General features: G+C 46.7%; 22 protein-coding genes. 12 read left to right on the forward strand and 10 right to left on the reverse strand.

The genetic code is table 11. The features are described from left to right. Window positions 1-55: 55 nt before the first annotated feature. Window positions 56-631, forward strand: a complete 576-nt coding sequence (locus tag NGAR_RS16610; RefSeq protein WP_015020983.1) for a hypothetical protein — start codon at window positions 56-58, stop codon at window positions 629-631. Here NGAR_RS16610 and NGAR_RS16615 read toward each other — a convergent pair. Next, a complete protein-coding gene (locus NGAR_RS16615; RefSeq protein ID WP_015020984.1) occupies window positions 610-1,005 on the reverse strand; it encodes a VOC family protein in 396 nt (131 codons plus the stop codon). The genes NGAR_RS16610 and NGAR_RS16615 overlap by 22 nt on opposite strands. 80 nt (window positions 1,006-1,085) lie before the next feature. Here NGAR_RS16615 and NGAR_RS16620 point away from each other — a divergent pair, with 80 nt between their 5' ends. Beyond that, on the forward strand, window positions 1,086-1,535 hold the full coding sequence (locus tag NGAR_RS16620; protein WP_015020985.1) for a hypothetical protein: 450 nt from the start codon (window positions 1,086-1,088) through the stop codon (window positions 1,533-1,535). Window positions 1,536-2,160: 625 nt separating this feature from the next. Continuing rightward, window positions 2,161-2,787: a DUF1264 domain-containing protein gene (locus NGAR_RS16625; RefSeq protein ID WP_148681662.1), complete on the forward strand. Its 627-nt coding sequence runs from the start codon at window positions 2,161-2,163 to the stop codon at window positions 2,785-2,787. A gap of 78 nt (window positions 2,788-2,865) precedes the next feature. On the opposite strand, the gene NGAR_RS16630 is transcribed toward NGAR_RS16625, so the two are convergent. The 4 genes from NGAR_RS16630 to NGAR_RS16645 form a co-directional block, all read right to left on the reverse strand. Next, the gene (locus NGAR_RS16630) at window positions 2,866-3,090 is read right to left on the reverse strand and encodes a hypothetical protein (protein WP_015020988.1); all 225 of its coding nucleotides are present in this window, start codon (window positions 3,088-3,090) and stop codon (window positions 2,866-2,868) included. A gap of 913 nt (window positions 3,091-4,003) precedes the next feature. After that, a complete protein-coding gene (locus NGAR_RS16635) occupies window positions 4,004-4,192 on the reverse strand; it encodes a hypothetical protein (RefSeq protein ID WP_148681663.1) in 189 nt (62 codons plus the stop codon). Window positions 4,193-4,483: 291 nt separating this feature from the next. Next, window positions 4,484-4,765, reverse strand: coding sequence for a DUF3892 domain-containing protein (locus tag NGAR_RS16640; RefSeq protein ID WP_187147589.1), 282 nt, complete (start codon window positions 4,763-4,765; stop codon window positions 4,484-4,486). Window positions 4,766-5,234: 469 nt separating this feature from the next. Beyond that, window positions 5,235-5,678, reverse strand: coding sequence for an MgtC/SapB family protein (locus NGAR_RS16645; protein ID WP_015020993.1), 444 nt, complete (start codon window positions 5,676-5,678; stop codon window positions 5,235-5,237). Between the two features lie 413 nt (window positions 5,679-6,091). Here NGAR_RS16645 and NGAR_RS16650 point away from each other — a divergent pair, with 413 nt between their 5' ends. The 4 genes from NGAR_RS16650 to NGAR_RS16665 all read left to right on the forward strand — a co-directional run bounded on the left by NGAR_RS16650 (window position 6,092) and on the right by NGAR_RS16665 (window position 9,466). Further along, entirely contained in the window at window positions 6,092-6,385 is a 294-nt protein-coding gene (locus NGAR_RS16650; protein WP_228369223.1) for an Lrp/AsnC family transcriptional regulator, read from the forward strand. Window positions 6,386-6,695: 310 nt separating this feature from the next. Further along, window positions 6,696-7,496 (forward strand): glutamate racemase, encoded by an 801-nt coding sequence (gene murI, locus NGAR_RS16655; RefSeq protein WP_015020995.1) that lies wholly within the window; start codon window positions 6,696-6,698, stop codon window positions 7,494-7,496. Window positions 7,497-7,572: 76 nt separating this feature from the next. Next, a complete protein-coding gene (uppS, locus tag NGAR_RS16660; protein ID WP_015020996.1) occupies window positions 7,573-8,394 on the forward strand; it encodes a polyprenyl diphosphate synthase in 822 nt (273 codons plus the stop codon). Window positions 8,395-8,497: 103 nt separating this feature from the next. Next, window positions 8,498-9,466, forward strand: coding sequence for a PepSY domain-containing protein (locus tag NGAR_RS16665; protein ID WP_015020997.1), 969 nt, complete (start codon window positions 8,498-8,500; stop codon window positions 9,464-9,466). 377 nt (window positions 9,467-9,843) lie between these two features. On the opposite strand, the gene NGAR_RS16675 is transcribed toward NGAR_RS16665, so the two are convergent. After that, complete coding sequence (locus NGAR_RS16675) at window positions 9,844-11,199, reverse strand: hypothetical protein (protein ID WP_148681665.1); 1,356 nt, start codon at window positions 11,197-11,199, stop codon at window positions 9,844-9,846. A gap of 298 nt (window positions 11,200-11,497) precedes the next feature. On the opposite strand from NGAR_RS16675, the gene NGAR_RS16680 reads away from it, so the two are divergent. The 3 genes from NGAR_RS16680 to NGAR_RS16690 are packed head-to-tail and all read left to right on the forward strand — an operon-like array spanning window position 11,498 to window position 14,506. Further along, window positions 11,498-12,778: a PQQ-dependent sugar dehydrogenase gene (locus NGAR_RS16680; RefSeq protein WP_015021000.1), complete on the forward strand. Its 1,281-nt coding sequence runs from the start codon at window positions 11,498-11,500 to the stop codon at window positions 12,776-12,778. A 44-nt stretch (window positions 12,779-12,822) separates the two neighbouring features. Next, window positions 12,823-13,335, forward strand: coding sequence for a hypothetical protein (locus NGAR_RS16685; RefSeq protein ID WP_015021001.1), 513 nt, complete (start codon window positions 12,823-12,825; stop codon window positions 13,333-13,335). Between the two features lie 43 nt (window positions 13,336-13,378). Then, window positions 13,379-14,506 carry a substrate-binding domain-containing protein gene (locus NGAR_RS16690; protein ID WP_148681666.1) on the forward strand — a complete coding sequence of 376 codons (1,128 nt, stop codon included), beginning with the start codon at window positions 13,379-13,381 and terminating at the stop codon, window positions 14,504-14,506. A 6-nt stretch (window positions 14,507-14,512) separates the two neighbouring features. Here the strand turns inward: NGAR_RS16690 and NGAR_RS16695 are convergent, their stop codons facing one another. Together NGAR_RS16695 and NGAR_RS16700 are read right to left on the reverse strand one after the other, a co-directional pair. Beyond that, window positions 14,513-14,692: a hypothetical protein gene (locus tag NGAR_RS16695; RefSeq protein ID WP_148681667.1), complete on the reverse strand. Its 180-nt coding sequence runs from the start codon at window positions 14,690-14,692 to the stop codon at window positions 14,513-14,515. Window positions 14,693-14,878: 186 nt separating this feature from the next. Continuing rightward, a complete protein-coding gene (locus NGAR_RS16700) occupies window positions 14,879-15,091 on the reverse strand; it encodes a hypothetical protein (RefSeq protein WP_148681668.1) in 213 nt (70 codons plus the stop codon). A gap of 56 nt (window positions 15,092-15,147) precedes the next feature. Here NGAR_RS16700 and NGAR_RS16705 point away from each other — a divergent pair, with 56 nt between their 5' ends. Further along, entirely contained in the window at window positions 15,148-15,717 is a 570-nt protein-coding gene (locus NGAR_RS16705) for a hypothetical protein (protein WP_015021005.1), read from the forward strand. Between the two features lie 758 nt (window positions 15,718-16,475). Here NGAR_RS16705 and NGAR_RS16710 read toward each other — a convergent pair. Together NGAR_RS16710 and NGAR_RS16715 are read right to left on the reverse strand one after the other, a co-directional pair. Then, on the reverse strand, window positions 16,476-17,279 hold the full coding sequence (locus NGAR_RS16710) for an NAD+ synthase (protein ID WP_015021007.1): 804 nt from the start codon (window positions 17,277-17,279) through the stop codon (window positions 16,476-16,478). Window positions 17,280-17,704: 425 nt separating this feature from the next. Beyond that, window positions 17,705-17,956 (reverse strand): nickel-binding protein, encoded by a 252-nt coding sequence (locus NGAR_RS16715; RefSeq protein ID WP_015021008.1) that lies wholly within the window; start codon window positions 17,954-17,956, stop codon window positions 17,705-17,707. Between the two features lie 109 nt (window positions 17,957-18,065). Here NGAR_RS16715 and NGAR_RS16720 point away from each other — a divergent pair, with 109 nt between their 5' ends. Then, window positions 18,066-19,151, forward strand: coding sequence for a hypothetical protein (locus tag NGAR_RS16720; RefSeq protein ID WP_015021009.1), 1,086 nt, complete (start codon window positions 18,066-18,068; stop codon window positions 19,149-19,151). Window positions 19,152-19,158: the final 7 nt, after the last annotated feature.

Consider the following 19,158-nt stretch of genomic DNA (forward strand, 5'->3'; position numbering starts at 1 on the left):
AGATGCATAGGGCTATAAAGATGATAAATGTTTTGTTTTTCAGACGGCGTATATTATGATAGTCTTAGACTCGTACATGGCAATGGTGCTGCCAGACGATATCGCGACACGCATTTCAGAGTTTATCGCCGGCAGGCGCAGCTTTCCGATTGTCGGCCGTGATGAGCTGATGTGCATGATGTACCTGTACGGCAAGACCGGAGGGGTTATCGGCGAAAAACAAGTTGAAGAGGTCAACGGGTTTGCGCAGCGCACCGCTTCGCAGCTGGGCCAAGAGATCGACATTTACGCCAACAGCTCGGCAAAGCTGGACCCCGAATACATCAGGGGCAAGTACATCAACAGGCAGCTGCAGTTGACTGTTGAAAACAAGCCTGAGCGAATGGCCGGCGACCCGGCCATACTGTCTGACTGCTTTGCGCAGCACATCGCCTATTACAAGCAGGACTATTTTTTTGAGCTGTACGGCCCGCTCAAGGACTCAGAGATAACGTCTGACATCCGGCCGATGCTTGCCGGCAGGATGGTCATGGTGTGCTGCAACAGAAAGGGGGCGCAGGAAACAGGATTGGCTCACCCTCTTATACCAGTGTACGTGTGGTTCCGCGATCAGGCCGGCGCAAACCCGTGATAGTAGGGGATCTGCGCAAGCTCTTCCTGAGGCATCTGGACTATTGATATCAAGTGCCCGTCTGGGTCCTGAATTATCGCGTGCTTGCCAAACGGCTCCTCCTTTGGCTTTTTGTAAAACTTTACCTTTTTCTTTTTCAGACTACTAACCACATCGTCAAAGTCGCTTATGCTGAAACCTACGAGCATGCTATTGTTCTTTTTTATCCTTTTCTTGCTTGATGGGTGGAGTGCAAGCACCGTGCCCCCTTCTGAAAATTCTGTCCAGTCCTTTGACTGTTGTTTTAATTTCATGCCAAGCGTGTCGCGGTAGAATTTGGTCGACCTTTTCATGTCTGAAACAAGCAGGATGACGGCGCCTATCTTGTGGAACATTGCTACTATAATACATTGTAGGCTCAAAGATATAACATTGACGTAGCGTTATATACCGATTTGAGCCTCAGTGAGGCAGGTTGCAAGATTCTTCCGCTACCCCGCTCGTCAGGTTCTCAGACTTTCTTGGGATAGGCTACTTTGGCGACAACAGGCAGCACATCATTGCCCCCATCTTTGACTTGCAGCAGAGCGCCGAGCGGGCTTGGGCGAGGGTGATGGAGCCGCAGCTGTTTCACGCAGTGTTTGTAGAGCACACGGGAAAATACGAGTTTATCGCCTATCCGGTGGAACTAAAGCCGGACAAGATAAACCACATACTTTATAGGTCATTTTCAAGTCTGGATAGCTTGCACAAGTTCAAGAGCAGCTATGGCGGCAGGACGTTCATCAAGTTTGGCTGGCACGACCTGACAAAGCCGCAAAAATTTGACGTGCTTGCGCAGTACGCTATGGTCGACTCGGTAGAATTTGTTAAAGTGGACGAGATCAGGTCCGGGACTCTTGTCGACCAGATAAGGAGAAGTTAGCCAGATAATACTTGCAGCCCGCTTCTGGCAATAACACATGATGATATCTAAGGTGAACTTTCATTGCAATGATTTTTCTTTCATTGCGCGTCCGGCTGTTGTTGCCAGCATATGTTCTGTTTCACTTTCTTGTCTGTCAGGAAAAGCTGGAGAGGAGCCTGCCCAGCATGTTGCTAGCTGGGCAGGCGGGTGTTTGATGACTCGTTGTTGGTAGATGCCAACGCCAGACTTCCTTAATTAGGCACGCCTAATTAGGCGTGCCTAATATTTAAACGCTCTTGAGATATGTTGTTAACTTTTCGTCTGCTCAATAACACACTGGAGAGAGATAGAAGCATAGCTGACAATAAGTTAACAGAGCCCATTCAACATGAAAAATGGATAATAATAAGCAGCAACATATTCTACCTTCTAGTGCCTAAGGAGCAGTTCTGGATTTAGTGTTCAGAAACAAAAGATAGAGCCAATGGGCCGATTTAGCTACCATTACAGTGAATCTAGGCGTAATTTGGAAAATGATCTCCAATAAAATAAGTAAGACAATTTAAGAGTAAATGAATGAAATGTTAATTTTAGCAGTGCTAGTTTCCGACCACGTAAATATTCTATAACACGTACTCTTTCAATGTCAGCGTATACCGACAGGAGAAAAATACTTCTTGGCGCGATGATAGCTACAGTGGCTGCCATTCTGATTGGAGGAGTAATGTCATTTCAAAGTTCGATTGCGGCGAATGACAGCAACAGTGAGAGCCCCACAGAGGGGTTTAACATTCATGTGACTGTAAACAAGCACGACAGCGAGAACCTTGACCACGACATGGATCATTACTGCAAGCTAGATGACAAGATAGTTGCAGTGTGTCTGCTCTTTGATGGCACCGACACTAAAGCACATCTTGCTCAGGTAGAATTCATCATCACAGACGAGCAGTACCAGCAGCTTCCAGAAAAGGAAAAGTTTAACTGGCATAACCATGCAGTTGAGCTAACACCTGAAAGAGGAGAACCACAAATAATCAGTCTCCCAGAGGGTGTTGACGGTGCAGCGTTGCTTGATACACTGAAACATACATACGGCAAAGTAGTAACGCTTTGGGATCCAAGCGATGAGGTACCAGACTTTCCACCATACGTCTTTGCAGTAGATAGTCCGCATGCGCTAGGCCAAGATGAAAATGATGACCTTGAATGTGAATGGCCAGAAGCAGGCAAGGAGATAACCGAATCGTGTGGTGAAGACAAAGATTAGTAGAGAGGAAAAACAATGTCTCCTCTTCAACCCAATCTTTTTTCTTATTATTTTTATTTTTCAACGCAGCATATATTATTATCCAATGAACTTGTCAACTGTCAAGACATTGCGTTTCCAGAAAAAGAAGAGGTATGATGATGTTCTTGTCTCTGGTAATTGCTCGTCCTTTCTATAAAATATGCAGACTGCAATGACTCCTGCTATGATCACGATATAATGACCAACTCCCATGACAATTAACCGGTCTACAAAAACGTCAGCTTTGCCTTTCCATTCCTCACCTATTATTCCGCCGGACAACTCTGCATCACGGCTAAACTGAGCCTTGAACGATTCAATTGAATATACCCAAGTAACTCCGCCGATTATGGCTAAAATGCCGGCGGCCAGAGCAATAGTTGACGGCAGCGACGACCTTTTTTCACGTATTTTTTCTCAATGCTGTGAAAATGACTGCTGCAATATGGTTATGATAGATACTGGATACAATACCACCATACTGAGAATAAAAGAGGACGAACTGTTTGGGTAAACCGATCTTAAATCTGACAGAACTGGATCATCATTTCTTGATGCATTTGAACTATTCTCTTCTTCATCTTCTTCTTGCAAATTGGCTAAGAACCTCATATTATCAAGCCTAGAGTATGATCGTTGTCCAAAGGGATTGACTACCAACCAAGGCATACCAAGGGAAATCAACAGCAGGCCTAACGATATAGAAACAAGATTATTATTTGGTAATTCAATGAAAATAAAATGCGTAAGAAACTCATAAACACTATGTAAAAGAATTCTGGTAAGTTGTTGATGGCAGACATGATTGGCGGGGCCGCCCTTAACTTATCGTCGGGGCTAGGCTTTTATCTTAAATATCTTTTTGAGCAAACGACAAGTTATAGCAGCCCTTATGAGAGGTTAAGCGGATCGTAGAAAATGCTGTCAAATATCGACCCATGCAGTGATACTATTCAATTAAGGTGCATAGAGACTCAGATTAACCCCTGATTACCAGAACCGCTATAAAGATGGCAAAAACCCCAGATATAGAAAACCGAGTTTCATCAGCAGGGTTGCTCTTTCGATATTATTCTTTCCAGTTCACACGTAGAGATAGGAGATTTCAAAGAATGCAATATCTGCCAGAAGAATAGCCATCCTAATCAAGTTAGACATAATAGCATCCGGGTAATAGTTGGAAAGAAGATTTTATCTACCTGACCTTCTTTTCTTTCCATCTTTCGTACAACACGATAAGAATCACTACCGCTATAATAATTGGCGCATAAAATGCAGCTAATGTGATAACCGAAAGCCCAAGAAATATGAATGCAATTCCAGCTAGGACGATGATTGCGATTTTTGCAAACTGCCAGTTTTTGGTTTCGCTGTCTTTTGCCAATTCAAACGCCATAGGCAAGTCGGAAAATCCGCAAGAAGCACAGATTATTTCCTTCGAAGTATCAAGGTTTCTTCATATATATCTTGATGCCTGCATTGTGGGCAAACTAGACGAATGATTGTCAATTCCTAGCCTTCCTTACCAATTGCAAATAGCGATTCCAGCTATAACCTATGCCTTATGCAACAGATAAGGTTTTGTAAGAATGGGGGAAACACACGATTTGGAGCAATTCGACTGACTATGTTGCCTTTAGTTTAGAAGCTTATGAGCCTGCATCACTTCTTTTAATTAGCTATCTAACAGGTCTCTAATTTCCTGTATAATCATAGGGCCGCTCTCGTATGGAGCCCTTCTTGTAACGTTGCAATAGCCAACCTTCAGCAACCTGTCATAGGAAGTATCGTAAGCTTCTGTCCTGATGTATTTCATGCCTTCCTTCTTCTGAGCAACATTGACATAGACTTTGTTCTGGGTTTTGTAATCCATCACATAGAACTTGTCTTTACCCTTCTCAATCAGCTCGATGACCTCTGACACTGGAATCAGGTAGTGTGAATCTATTGTACCCATATACTCTATGCAGGTGCAGTCTGTAGGTATTGCTGCCACAATTGAATATGAACTGATCATGATGAAGAGAGAGAAGTAGAAAATGGTAATGACACCGCTGCAAGACGTCATAAAATGATGGCAGAGATTAGCGTTTGCCGATTATTAGCCTGTTTAAATATTCTTATTGCCATTTTCGCAGATTCATTCACCTTTCCAATCACCCCTAATCCAGTCAATCTTCAAATTATCCCTTACTTTCACCACAGTACTCCCACATACAACACATGGGGAAGATGTCGTACGTGATCAGGCAGGATCATTGATACAGAAAGGTGTACATACATATTAATTTGCCAGCCTCTTTACTTGTTGCAATTGCAAGATGCCATAACAAGTTGTTGTTGGGCGATTGCTTTCATAATGCCTATGTTATAGCTGCCACAAGACCATTGTTTTAGGAGGACTCAGTATGATCTTCCTCTTTCTTTTACTCCTCTTCGCCTTTCTTGATCAATTTAGAGATGTGAGGTATCCTCGGCACCCCAACTGCAAACGCAGTAGCTACAGCTACCAGGAAATAGAATTCGTAGCCTATGGCCATGCCGATCGCTGCTGCGTACCAGATGGCTGCGGCGGTGGTCAGGTTTGTGATCCTCTTTTCTGATTCGCTCTTTAGGATGATACCTGCTCCAAGGAAACCAATGCCACTTACTATCTGCGCTGCGATTCTTGATGTAGAGTTGGGATCAATCAGTGACGAGAGGAATGTAAAAATCGCCGCTCCGCCAATTACAAGGCAGTGCGTGCTGATCCCTGCGGGTTTTCCTCTTGATTCTCGCTCTGCGCCTATGGCAAAGCCGGACGCCAGTGCGATCCCGATGTCTACCAGAAAGCGCAGCTCATAGCCTGTCGGTATCCCCTCAAAGACCATCTTTTCTATTTTCTTGCATGTCAGAATTCCATATTAAAATTATAGTATTTGTTCGAGATTTGTACTAAAGATTGACTCCATGTTGCAACGATGCATGATTTCGATCTACAAGCAATTGATTTACCGATGTCAATCATCACTGTGTGTGCAGCGACAGTCGTACTGTGTAAAACACGTGGAGTCAATTGCAGAATATCTCGCATAGCAACTTTTCTACATACTATAACAACACTTCGCGTTCCTTAAATCACATGCATGTTATGGGTTGGAAGATGCAAAATGACTGCAAAAAGCGGTTTACCAGCACAGAGCCTAGAAAGGTACCAGCATTCCGAATACGAAGACATAGTACAGATCGACGGGCTCGTGCGTTATTTCTGGCTTGAAGGTTATAGCGAGCTGAAATGGTTTTTGTGGAGCGTGAAAAAATATCAATGACGCAGGCGCTTATCTTTGTCAACTGCGACACAAACAACCAGGAAACGATAAGGGATCATGTCAGCCAGATAAAGGGAGTGCTTGAAGTGCACATGACAACGGGGATCTACGACCTGATACTCAAGGCAGAGACAGAAAGCGAGGAGAAGCTAAGGGAAGATGTCATCAGGCAGATAAGAAAGATAGGCGGCATAAGATCAACCACGACAATGATCGTTTTCAAGCCTGATGCAGCGGTGCCGGCGGCCGGCGACGCGCTTGTTGTATAGTTGTTGTTCCCGCAGTGCCGCTAAAACAAATAGCATAAGAGCTGCCGCAGCAAGACTCTCTTGCCAGACAAAAGCCTCCTCTGCTATTGTCGAATAATCAGGCAAAGAGCCCGATGAGGGCAGCTACAAAAACGATACCAGCTGCTATTATTACTGCGCCCTTTATGCTCACGATCAGTCATTGGCAATCATTTCAAGGGTGCTTTAAAGATAGCACTTCAAGTTTTGTTAGGTTGCGGGTCATGATTTTGTAAATGTTACCTCTAGACTGTACATTTATTTTACATCATAACCTAGAGAACGGCAACAGTTGACGAACAACCCTGTCGCCGTGTTTGACTCTGGCATAGGCTCGCTCTCGATAATACGGGAGCTAAAGCGTGAGGTGCCAAACGAGGACCTGCTCTACTTTGCAGACAGGGCCCACTTTCCTTACGGCAACAAGTCTCACCAGCAGCTGCGCGAGATTATGGTCAATACCATAAACTACCTCAGGCGATACAAGCCAAAACTCGTGGTGGTCGCCTCAAACACGCCTTCTGTCCAGGTGCTCGATGAGGTAAGGAGGATGATAACCGACCTCCCTATCATTGGGGTCCGGCCTCCCCTCAAGGAAGCAGCCAGGCTCACAAAGAAAAAGCACATCGGGATCATGGCCACCGAGGGCACGATAGGAAGCAAGGAGCTGAAGATCCAGATCAGGAGAGAGGTGCCGCAGCACATCCTTGTAACCAAGTTCAACGCCTCGCCCATAATTGAGCTGATAGAGCACGGCGTCCATCTTGAGAACGAGCGGCGGACGTTTGACATAATATCCCGGGTGCTGGGTGAAGGCGTGGACGAAAAGATGGACGTCATAACGCTCTCTAGCACCCACCTGCCGTTTGTGAAAACATACCTCAACGCGCTCCTGCCGACAGTCAGATTCGTCGACCCAGCGCAGATCGTGGCCAAGGACGTGAGAAAGTTTCTAAAGTTCTACAGGATGGCGAAAAAGAGCGGGACAGGCAAGCTTCAGATCCTCGTGTCGGACGGCAAGCGCGAGTTTGAAAAGTCGGTGCGGGCTATGGGCATAAGGGAGCCGGTTGAGGAAGTTTTTCTGACCTTTTGATACACGATAGTAACACACCACATATATGGAAACACATGATAACAATGCAGTAGAGTAAAAAAGCTGACAGCGAAATATGGGGCTCCAGACAGATATTGACAAGGGAGGCAGGGCACTTGCGCACACATTCCTACAGCTCAGCGGCATCTACTCTTTCTACGAAAAGCGTCTGGAGTCAGAAATTCTAAAGTCGCCTCTGCCAAACCACGTTGCGATAGTGCTTGACGGCAACAGGAGGTGGGCCAGGTTCCACCTGCTTGATCCGGCCATCGGCCACAACCACGGGGCCGACAAGGCAGAAGAGCTGCTCAACTGGATCCACGACATTGGAGTCAAGATTACCACCCTATACATCCTTTCGACGGAGAACCTTGAAAGGAAAGACGAAGAGCTTGAAAACATCTACAAGCTGTTAGAGATCAAGCTTAAAAAGCTCTACAACGACCAGCGCGTGCACAACCGCAGGATGAAGATAAAGGCGATAGGCGACACCAAACTGCTACCGCGCAAGCTTCAGGAGATATTGACAAAGCTGGAAGAGTCAACTGCAGAATATGACTCGATGTTCCTGAACATCGCCATAGCGTACGGCGGGCAGAAAGAGCTTGTCGAAGCGGTAAGGAAGATAGCGCAGATGGCCAAGGATGGCAAGATCAAAGTTGACGAAATAAACGAAAAGACGATCGAGTCGTGCCTGTACACGTCGCACTTGCCGCAGCCGTCGCCGGACCTTATCCTGAGGACGTCGGGTGAAAAGAGGCTGAGCGGCTTTTTGATATGGCAGAGCGCCTACAGTGAGCTGATGTTCATGGATGTGTTCTGGCCAGAGTTCCGCAAGATAGACCTCATGAGGGCAATAAGGACGTACCAGCGCAGGGTGCGCAGGTACGGCAGATGATTCGACACAATCCTCTGTGTAGCCTTATTCATGAAACTACCACATTGTCATATGCATATAGAATGTGACAAGTTTAAAACAGTGCTACTGCCTTGCATCAGTTGTGGGAGCTGCCATCATTCCTGTTCTGGTTGGCCTTGCAGCAGGGATTGCATTTGTACTTTTGTTCAACTACTTTGTAACTACACAGCCGGCTGGCGCATATTACGTGTACGAGGCTCCGCAATCATACGAGGTTTTGCCCGGCATCAAGCCAATCAGTCTGCTTGCAAAGGACCCAGAAGAGATTGCAACCGTGATTGCAAATGCTGAAGATGACGAAATAGTCAGTGAAAAGCGTGGAGACGGCGGGCAGGCGATGACGAGATTATACGCTACAAGGAACGGAGGCGAAATTGCCATTTCGAGGGAAATGATCCCGGAGTGCAGAAGCGGATGCGACTATCTGATCACATACAGCACTAATTCATCAATTGGCCCAGACGTGGGATTTCCTATCACTGAACAACAAGCACTCGACTATGCAGAATCGTTCCTAGAGAGGTCTGGCTATCAGTTAAACAAACATGAGATATTTGATGTTGATTATGAACCGGACGACAGGTTTGGCAAAATGGTGCAGGTATACCAGATCATAGATATCTGCAGCCACGTTCAACCACGCGAGGAGGGTGGTGCCATATGCAAAGCAGAAGGGTTTGCAGCAGATTTTCATTTCCTTTCTGACAATACTATCATCCAGCTTGGCATGTGGTACGATGAAAGCGACGTTCGCAATTATGAAATGAGGGTCAGCTTGGAAGAGGCCGAAAAGATCGCCCGAGAACACATGGACTTGCAACTGAGGACTCACTCTGACTTGAGATTCCGCAGCTACCTGTACGAATTTGACCGTGCTAGTGCAGATAGGACGATGATGTTTATTTCGTCAACCGGCCAGTTGCTATACAACGTCGAGGTCCGGTACAAGACAAGTGAAATATGGCACTGCACGCCTTACAGAGGGTTTCACGTAATGGTGGACGCAGGCAGTGGCGAGGTGACCCATTCGCGCTCTTTTACCTGTCAATAATCAACTAAAAGGTATTTTATTATTGTATATCCCGATAAATGTGTGCGCGCGCACCGATATACCAGAATCTAATTCCCCAGATCCGTTTATCTCAGCCTAGCCTTGAGCTTTGTGTTGTGCGGTCGAGCCCGCAAAATTTTTGCGCAACAGGGGCATTTTGGCCCATCCCACCTAAGAAACAATTCGCACTCGTTGCACCGCTTGTAGCCGCTGCTGTAGTAGCTGCCATGCTCCTGCCTTGTAGCCTTGTATGATGTGCAGATGTCCCTGCAGGGCACAGATGACGATTAGTGTGGTAATACTTGCCCTTTTCTATTGGAAAAATTTTGTTAAAACAAAAAGGCGATGCTGCCGCTTGTGTGTGGCAGCACTGGATTCTAGCCTGCTTCGACGGTGCCTTCGAGCGTCAGCTCCCAGTCTCCAAGCCGGTTGTTCAAGGGGCCGCTGCTTCCTTCAAATGTCAGGTCAATCGAGCCTGACTCCATCGGGAATTCAGCGTCATCTTCTTCAGCAGTTCCGCGCAGCTTGAGTTTGTAGACATTGCCGTCGTCATCGACAACCAGCGCTCCTACTCTCAGCGTGTCGTGGGGTATCATGTATAGCGCATACCCGAGCACAACTGTGTAGGTCTGGTTTCCAATTTCGACCGTGCCGTCGAGCACATCAAGCAGTATTATTGCTCCAGTTGACTTCCATACCGTCATGTTGATGTCAACCGTGGCAACTGGTCTGTCGGCAATTCCACTCTGGTTACGTTGCATGGCTGTGCCATTGGCCGTCAGCACGTAGTTCCAGCCAAGCTCGTACTCGCCTGGGTTCGCAGCGTTCTCACTGCGGTGCCTCTCGTGGATTTCTCTGCCGCTTGTGGCGATCACTATTCTTTCTCTCTTTTCCTTTCGCTTCTCTTCCACCCTGCTTTCCTGCTCTTCTTCTGTTTCTTCGCTTACCGTAAATGCGTCAAACGATGCCAGCACTGTGTCTCCAACGGTAACCTCGCAGCCGCTGTAGGTGCCGTTTGCTAGCCTGATCTCTGCTTCAAACTTGCCCTTGCCGTCCTCTACTTTAAACGCGTTATCAAGCGTCCTGTTAAGGTTCGGGCTTTGGCATGCAAAGACTACGTCATACGAGCCGTCTGTCATGTTAAGACCTTCCACTTCGACTTTGATTTCGATGCCCTCGTCTTCGGTCTCTAGCCTAGAGCTTTGTTTGTGCTCGCGTTCTCCTCTTTCATGCTTCTCCCTTTCAGGGTTGCCCCTGTCGTCTTCTCCGTCATCTTCATCCGACATCACGCTAAATGAAGCAAATGTCGCAGAGAGCTCTCCTACATCGACTTCACAGCCCATGTAGGTGCCGTTTGACAGAGCCACTTCTGTGGCAAATTCGCCATGTCCTTCCTCTACATCGAGGGCGTCGAGGAATTCCTTGCTGACATTAGAGCTGTTGCAAGCGAACATGACATCATAGGTGCCATCTTCAAGGTCGCTGTCCTCTATTTCGACCTTCAGGTTAACATGATCGTCGTCTATTTTCAGAGTAACCTTGCTGCTGTTGCCCAGAGACTCGATAAGCACGTCTTCTTCATTGTTCGATGTCGAGTCGCTGTTGTCTTCCTCGCCATTTTCAGCAAATGCGTTCATGCCCACAAAATAATTCGGGTCAATGCTGCTACTGACTATGGACAATACTAGGGTAAGTGCTGCTATGGTGGCAAGCAGGTACCTTAAATTTTCCATATCAAAACTGAAGTTAATTTCCATATAAGTTTGCTGGAGGATTTCTCCACTTTTTTACAGTTTTGTATGAAATTTGCAATACACTACATGCTGCCTTTGTTACCATTGCTGGATATCGGGGAGCACGCCATGACCATTACCGGTCACGACAATTTTTTGCAGCGAGAATCATCACAGGTAGAAAAATGGTTTGCAAGATATACGAAAATTCTTGCAGTAGATAGCTTGGCGCGTGATATAATCAAGGCTACTTGAAATATCCAGATCAGCAATAATAGGCTCAAAGAGCAGGTTCGCAGTGTACGTTCTGGCAGCCGGCGCTGCTGTAGGGATAGTAGCCGTGATTCTGTTTTTGGCGCTTGCCAGCGATAGCAGTATTGCTCACGAGCAAGAAAAAAACATGCCCCTGCTGCACGACGCGGGGCTTGACATAGAGCTTGTCGCAGAAGGGCTGGCGTACCCTACAAGCATGCGCTTCCTTGATGATGACAGCGGCAGCATTTTGGTTCTGCAAAAAAATGACGGCCAGGTCAGGCTTGTTTCAGGCGGCAGGCTTGCAGAGGAGCCGGTCCTGCAAGTCGACGTAGCCAATGAGGCAGAGCGCGGCCTGCTTGGAATAGCCGTGTGGGATGGCGGCAACGATACTACTTCAGTATTTCTCTACCTCACAGAAGTTGATGATAACAGCGGCGAGATCAGAAACCGGGTATACAAATACCTCTACGACGAAAACGAAAAGACCCTTATCAACAGGGCTCGAATTCTAGATCTTCCTGGCGAGCCGGGGCCGTTCCATGACGGCGGCAAGGTCACCATAGGGCCTGACGGCAACCTGTACGCGGTGATCGGCGATGTCAACGCCGGTGGAGGCATGCTCGACAACCAGATTTTAGGCAGGCTGCCTGACGACAAGTCAGTGGTGTTCCGCGTGGACAGGGATACTGGAATGCCCGTGGAGGGCAACCCGTTCTACTACAACAATTACACCGGTGACATGGAAAAGCTCCGGCGATACTACGCCTACGGCATACGCAACAGCTTTGGCTTGGACTTTGACCCACTGACTGGCAGGCTTTGGATCACGGAAAACGGCCCGGATAGCTACGACGAGATAAATGTGGTCGAGCCAGGCTTTAACAGCGGCTGGCACAAGGTCATGGGCCCGATCTCAAGGACCAACGCGACTGAAGGCGACCTTGTCCTCTTTAACGGCTCGCAATACAGGGATCCTGTCTTTAGCTGGCGCGCTCCGATCGGGGTGACCGATATCGAATTCTTTGATTCTCCAAAGCTTGGGGAAAAATATCAAAACAACATCTTTGTGGGCGACATCAACTATGGCAACCTCTATTTCTTCAAGCTCAATAAAGAAAGGGACGGCCTTGAGCTAGATTCCATCAATGGGCTGGCGGATCTGGTCGCCGATCCTGTCGGAGACGACATGTTAGGAGAGGCGTCTCCTGTGATAATTGGCGAGCGCTTTGGAAGGATAACCGATATTGAGACAGGCCCTGACGGGTACCTATACGTGCTGACGTACCTTGACGGCAAGATCTACAGGATAACAGAGAGGGAATAGCAGCCATAATAGCAATGTTGCTGTAAATAATACATAAACTGCATATGCGGCCATATTACACCAAGAAGAAAAGGTTCCCGCTAAGGCCCGTAAACATCACGTCGGCAGTATCGATCTTTATTTTTGCAATGATATATGGCCTGATAGAACACATGCTGCTTGCAAGCCCGCTAGGCATCAGCGTGCTGACGTACCCCATGAACATCCATCTTGCCGGCCAGCTTTACTTGTACCATGTTATAATGCTGATAATGGCGATACTGGTTTCGTTCAACCCATTCTTTGATAGGCTGATATTCAGAACAAGCAGGAACATAAGGCTGCAGGGGCTCTTGTGGGGCACCGGCAACATCCTAAATTTCGTATGGCTCGAAGACATGTTCTACTGGGTGCTTTTTGGAGAGTGGCCAAAGGATGTCATGACGCCCCTCCACATCTCGTTTTATGGAATAGTGTGGTGGTATCCTGTCGCATTTGGGGGGGCTCTTTTCTTGTACTATCTTACTTCTAGAATAATTAGGAAAATGCCGGTTGTGCCGGAGCAGCTGGACACGTGACATTTCTTAATAGTTTTGCAGTCGAATAACATGATGTACTGCTGTGAGCAATAAAAGAGCGATGGTTGCAATCGTTGTTGCAGCGATAGCGGCCATCGCAATGGTGGTATTGGCAGCTGTAGCCTTGCTGCAGCCAAGGCCCGAAGCGCCCGGAGACGGTGGGACGATCGTAGCCAACGGCACGGAGCCGGCTCCAAAGGAGGTTGTCGGCGTCATGTCTGCAAGGTCCGCGTTTCCGTTCGTCCAGCGGTGGGCCTCCCAGTACAACAACGATGAAAACGCCCTAGGCAGCATAGAGCTCAACTATTATCTTGAGAGGCCCAATGCTCTAGGCGATCTGATGATTATAGAGGACGTCCGGCACGCCGCCAGCGGGTCACACAACATCCCTGTAAGCGCCCAGGCAGCAGCAATAGTCTACAACATCCCTAGCTTTCCAGACGTACCATCTGGGCTGAAGCTGAATGCAACTATTCTGTCGTCGATACTTGACGGCACGGTGACTCGATGGAACGATCCGGCTATCAGGGATCTGAACCAAAACCTCAACCTTCCAGCCGAAAGGATAGTTGTAGTTCACGAAAACAGGAACAGCAGCACTCTGGCTCTGCTTGAAAGGTACCTTTCAGCAGAAGAAGATAATAATATCATCAGGTGGCCAGATAACAGCGTCGGCGTGATTGGGCCCGACGAGCTCGCCGCCACGGTGAGGCAGACACCATACTCTATTGGATATGTCGATTTCTCGTACGCGACCCAGACAAGGATGACGTTTGCAGCCGTTGCAAATAGCCACGGCGAATATATCCTCCCTTCAGCCGACTCGATATGGCAGGCAGTTAACAGCTCGATGCAGGTTCAAAATATTACTGGCGTCATCAACCAAGCTGCTGCCATCCCGCCTTTCCTGAACGCAAGCATGTTTGGGAACAGCTCGTATCCCCTTACTGGGCTTTACTACGCCTCGCTGCCCGGCGATGATGATATGCTAGAAGACACTACCAAAAATGCAACATTGGATTTTGTAAAGTGGATGATAGATAGGGACAATGGGCAGCAGACATTGTCAGAGGTTCAATACCCGGCAATATACCAAGATAACGGCCCTTTAGCGAGATATGCAGAAGCAGTAATCAACAGCACCGCTGCAAGAGTTTCCAAGGATCAGTGATACTCGTCAGTTTGCACCGCGCTCTCTGGTCACTATTGAATGTACGATGAGCGTAGTCCCGCCGAGCAATTCTCTAAGAGATGCTTCTATTTCGGCGATGGGTGAGCAATAATCATTTCCTATAATGATTTTCTTTTGATGCAAGAGGTAGGCAAGAATGATTTCCCTTGCTTGTGGCCCTAGCACTTCCAATGCTCCTTCTATGGTTTGTTTTCTTTTTCGATATCTAAGGTTGCTGTCCTCGGCCATTTTGTGCTGGTGCTTTTGTGTCCATATCTGGGAACAGACATAAATCATTTGGTTTTTGCTAGAGTCTGCCTCTATAGTGGGACTCTAGAGGCTGCTACTACTTCAATTCCTTTAGTTTTCCTTTTAACTTGTTGACCTTTGAACGGTAATCTGCAATGTCTTTTTGTATGCCCAGCTTTTGACCAGTTCTGTTTCCTCTGCCTTTTGCTCAAGAGGTAGGATGGCAGAGAGGGCATAGCTGACCTCGTCTTTGATGTTGTTACGTCTTACGGCAACTTCAAGCCCTTTATGGTAGATTCCCAGATCATTTACAATTACACCGATTTCTTTTTTCAAGTTGGGCATAGGGCAACACAATATCTGACATTCGCCTATTCTACTGTCAATCCGCAATGGCGTCATTCAATTATAAAGGCATAGAATATTCTGATCTCATTTCAAGAGAAATGAGCTTTTCAATTGCAAGAACAATCCAAAATATACCGGATAGAAATTGCTTTGCCATTACAGAGCAGAACAAACAAGAATTTCCTGCAGGTGTAATTGATTCTATTTCCGAGGCGGACAGAAACTTTGAAGAGCAAAGGGACCTTCCAAGCTCTGAAATCGGGCCTCTCGTATATTCATGGTCCACCGTTCAAGGTGTGGACAATCATAGTACTTTGGAAATACTTAAGAAGTATCATTTCTATTCAAAGATAGAGACCACGCGGCAGAATTTCCGCCAAATCCAAGACAACACCTACATCTTTGAATGCTTTTTCGAGTATAATGAAAATCAATATTGGGCTCAGATTTACTTTGACACCTATTATCCTCGCTATGTCAGGTTCGTCACAGTCAACTTTACATCAAGCGAAGATGGCAAGCCGACAATACTGAATCCGGATACTGTTGTCTCTAGCGGCGATGTAAATGCTACTGTCCTCTTTATCAACAAGTTGGGCTCGGAAGTACGCTAGAGTACGAAAATCCATTGATTCCAATGAAGGAGAATAATGGCTCAAGAATCTCTGAACGGATTATACCGGCAGGCAAGATGCTTCAGGTAAGCTATGGAAGAGATGTTCTGGATGAACAATCTCAAGACGGCCCTTTTACACGGACATATTTCATACTGTAATGCCGTATGGGCTGTAGGGAACGATAACCAAAAGACCACATCCTATGTGCATTAATGACATAAACGAAGCAAGGTCCTACTATTCGCCTGATGGAGCTGTGACCCAAAATTTCCAATGTATCTTCCAGAGTTATAGCTTGCGATGCAGGATTCATAACAGCAACTTTAATTTATAGCAGCCTATGCGCCTTCTAATCACGATTCTGATAGGTACCTGGGAAATGAATTTCTAGCTGAAGGAGGAATAACGATAGGTTACACCAATCCTTTCGTTTCAAGCGGATGGGAAAGCAATACTGGATACAACAAGTCAAAGATTGTGGCTTCTCATGCTAACAACTCAGAATACCAAATAGAATACATCGATGGCAACCCTGTTGTATTGGGTACAAGATCGCTAAATTGGAATGGTACAGAATATACTATCAATACACTAAATCTCTTTCAAGCCAGAGATAGCTATTACATTCAGAGCATGCTTGCATATGAAGAACTAATGAAAATTGCCCGTTCGCTTAAGTAGTGGGATACACAATACTGACTAGGACGCCGTCAAGTTGCAGGATGTTTTTTAGCTTTGAATGTTATAGCAGCAACCTAAAAAGAAGAGTTGTTGATAGAAGAGACTGCCACAGGCATGCTGCGCTTGTGTAAGCTTGTCTCGATCATACCCTTAACCCTGTTAACCTGACTTACTGGCAGTCCCAGCCTTTTTGCGGCAGCCTTTGGCTTCATCTTTCTGTCGACCAGCAGGTAGAGTATCGGGTCCATGACTTCATAGTCCATTCCTATCTCCTGCTCTGCCAAGTGGTCAAGCCACAGCCGGGGGCTGCTCTTTTTTTCAACGATCTCGTTTGGAATGCCTAGGTGTCTTGCAAGGGCTCTTACCTGTGTTTTGTACAGGCCTGCTATTGGCAAAATGTCTGCAGCCCCGTCGCCAAATTTTGTGAAATAACCGATTTGCAATTCCGATTTGTCGGACGTGCCTGCAACAATGTAGCCATTAATATTTGCATAATAATACAGAATGTTCATGCGGATCCTTGCCATCAGGTTTCCCCTTGCCTTCTTGTCTTCTGGCAGCACCTCTGCATATTTTTCAAGCAGCGGGTTGATGTCTATGACATGGTATCTTACTCCAAACGACGCGGCAAGCTTGACGGCGTGATCAACGTCCTCCTTTGGCGTGGTGTCGCTTGGCATGACTATTCCAAGCACCCTTGACGGCAAAAGTGCGTTTGCTGCCAGCTTGAGAACCACTGAAGAGTCCAGACCCCCGCTCAGGCCCACGACCAGTCCCTTGGCTGAACTCTTCGAAACATAGCCAGAGATAGAGCGTTCTATCTGTCCCGATATCTTGCCAAAATCCTGATCAACGAGCTTTTCAAGCATAGCAGGCATTATTTTACTGCTGTGAATCATTCTCTGCCCGATATTAACAATACCTTAATCAATCAGCCTGCTGCTATCCTTGCAAGGATTACACGCCAAGCTATGAGGGCCTGCTCTAACCAATATCTTAATCTACCATGCATGTGTAAGTAGAAGCAGGAGAAATTGACTAGGTGAAGCGCGGATTTTGCATAAAATGCGCCTTCCAGTTCATAATAGCAGAATTGAACAAGTTTGATGAAAACACCTATGTTTGTCCCAATTGCGGAGAGCACAATAACCTGTCGGAAATGTACGTCTTTGAGCCATTGTGATACATATCTTGTCATGCAATCAAAGGTTAGGCAATTGACAGGTGGTAGAGCGCAAATATGCAGGCTTGGTCCATAACCTGATTAATTGCTTATCCCCGGGATGCCTTATTTCTTTTAGCATCAATTGGACGGCTTGAACGGCCTTGCAAGAGAAACTTCGGTGATCCATTCGCACTTGATGTTGACCTTTGCATGATGCTTCTCTATGGCGTCCATGTCAGGGCCTTCCAGCAGGCAAAAGCAGATCCCAGAGTCCTTGTTGTAAAACAGGTTGACGTGGCTGACTCCAAATTCATCCACAGGAGACATGCATAGCTCCTTGAGGTTTGCCTCGCTAAACGGCACCTTGTGGACATCGAGGAAGATTGGCACAATTCACAGAACCACCTGCAATATATAAGATTTCTTTGAAAAACTACTATAATTGAGGTCCCGTGCAGTAAAGTGACTTTATATCCTGATTCTGTGGAGAGACCTATAGTTGGGCAAGATCGCCGACAATAATAATAATCAGGATGCTTTTGGGACAGTAACCGATGATGACCAAGACAGCTACAACTCTATATTCTGGCGGCTTCTTTCAGGCGCATCAAAAAGAATCGATTGCTATTTTGATCACGTTTCCAAGCTAGACCCATCGTTTGCAAAAGAGCTTATGGACTTGCTTGCAGGGCCTAAGAAAAGAAAAGAGTTGCAGATACATATTGTCACAAACATCACCAAAGACAGCCTGCCGATCATCAAGCAGCTGATGAAGTCTTCAGAAGTATACCACATGGAGGGATTTTCTGGCAGCTTTTACATAGTTGATAGCAGCGCGTATCTCTATGACGTGCAAGAAAGCGATGGCGTTGACGACCACCAGAAGCAGCGGCCCCATCGGCTTTTGTACTCTACGCACCCCCAGTTTGTCAAAATGCAGCAGCAGCTTTTTGAAAACCTACTGAGCAGGGTGGTGCCGGCAAAAGAAAAACTAAAACAGATCGAAAGGGGGACCGAGAGAGAATTTATTGAAACGATCCAGGATCCTTCCTCGGCGCTGCAGCTGGCAAAAGAGCTTGTGCGTTCTGCGTCATTTGAAATCCTTGTGCTCTTCTCTACCATCAATTCATTCTACAGGGCAGAGAAAGATGGTTTGCTGGACCTGCTAGGCGAAGCCAGCAGCCATGGCGTGGCTGTCAAGGTGCTGATCAAGATTGACGACGAAGCAGTGAAAGATGCGTCAAAGCAGAAAATCAAGCAAAAGCATGAGCGCATCAACGTCAATTTCATCGAGAGGTCCGTAAGAAGCAAGATCACTACAATCATTATCGACCAAACTTTTTCTCTGGCAATTGAGGTTGGCGACGATTCTAAGAATGACTTTTCTGCGGCTACAGGACTATCAACCTACTCCAACAGCGAATCAACGGTGTTCACGTATTATTCAATGTTTGAGAACTTGTGGATTCAGGCAGAGCTTGAAAGGCAGGGCAAGGTAAGGCAGGCATATTTCCAGATGTTCAAAGGCCAGAAGCTCAAAGACGAGGTGTATAGAAGGAAGTGGAGTTTGGCCGATGAAGGATAATCTGAGA

It is taken from the genome of Candidatus Nitrososphaera gargensis Ga9.2, from assembly GCF_000303155.1.
GTDB classification, from domain to species: Archaea; Thermoproteota; Nitrososphaeria; order Nitrososphaerales; family Nitrososphaeraceae; genus Nitrososphaera; species Nitrososphaera gargensis.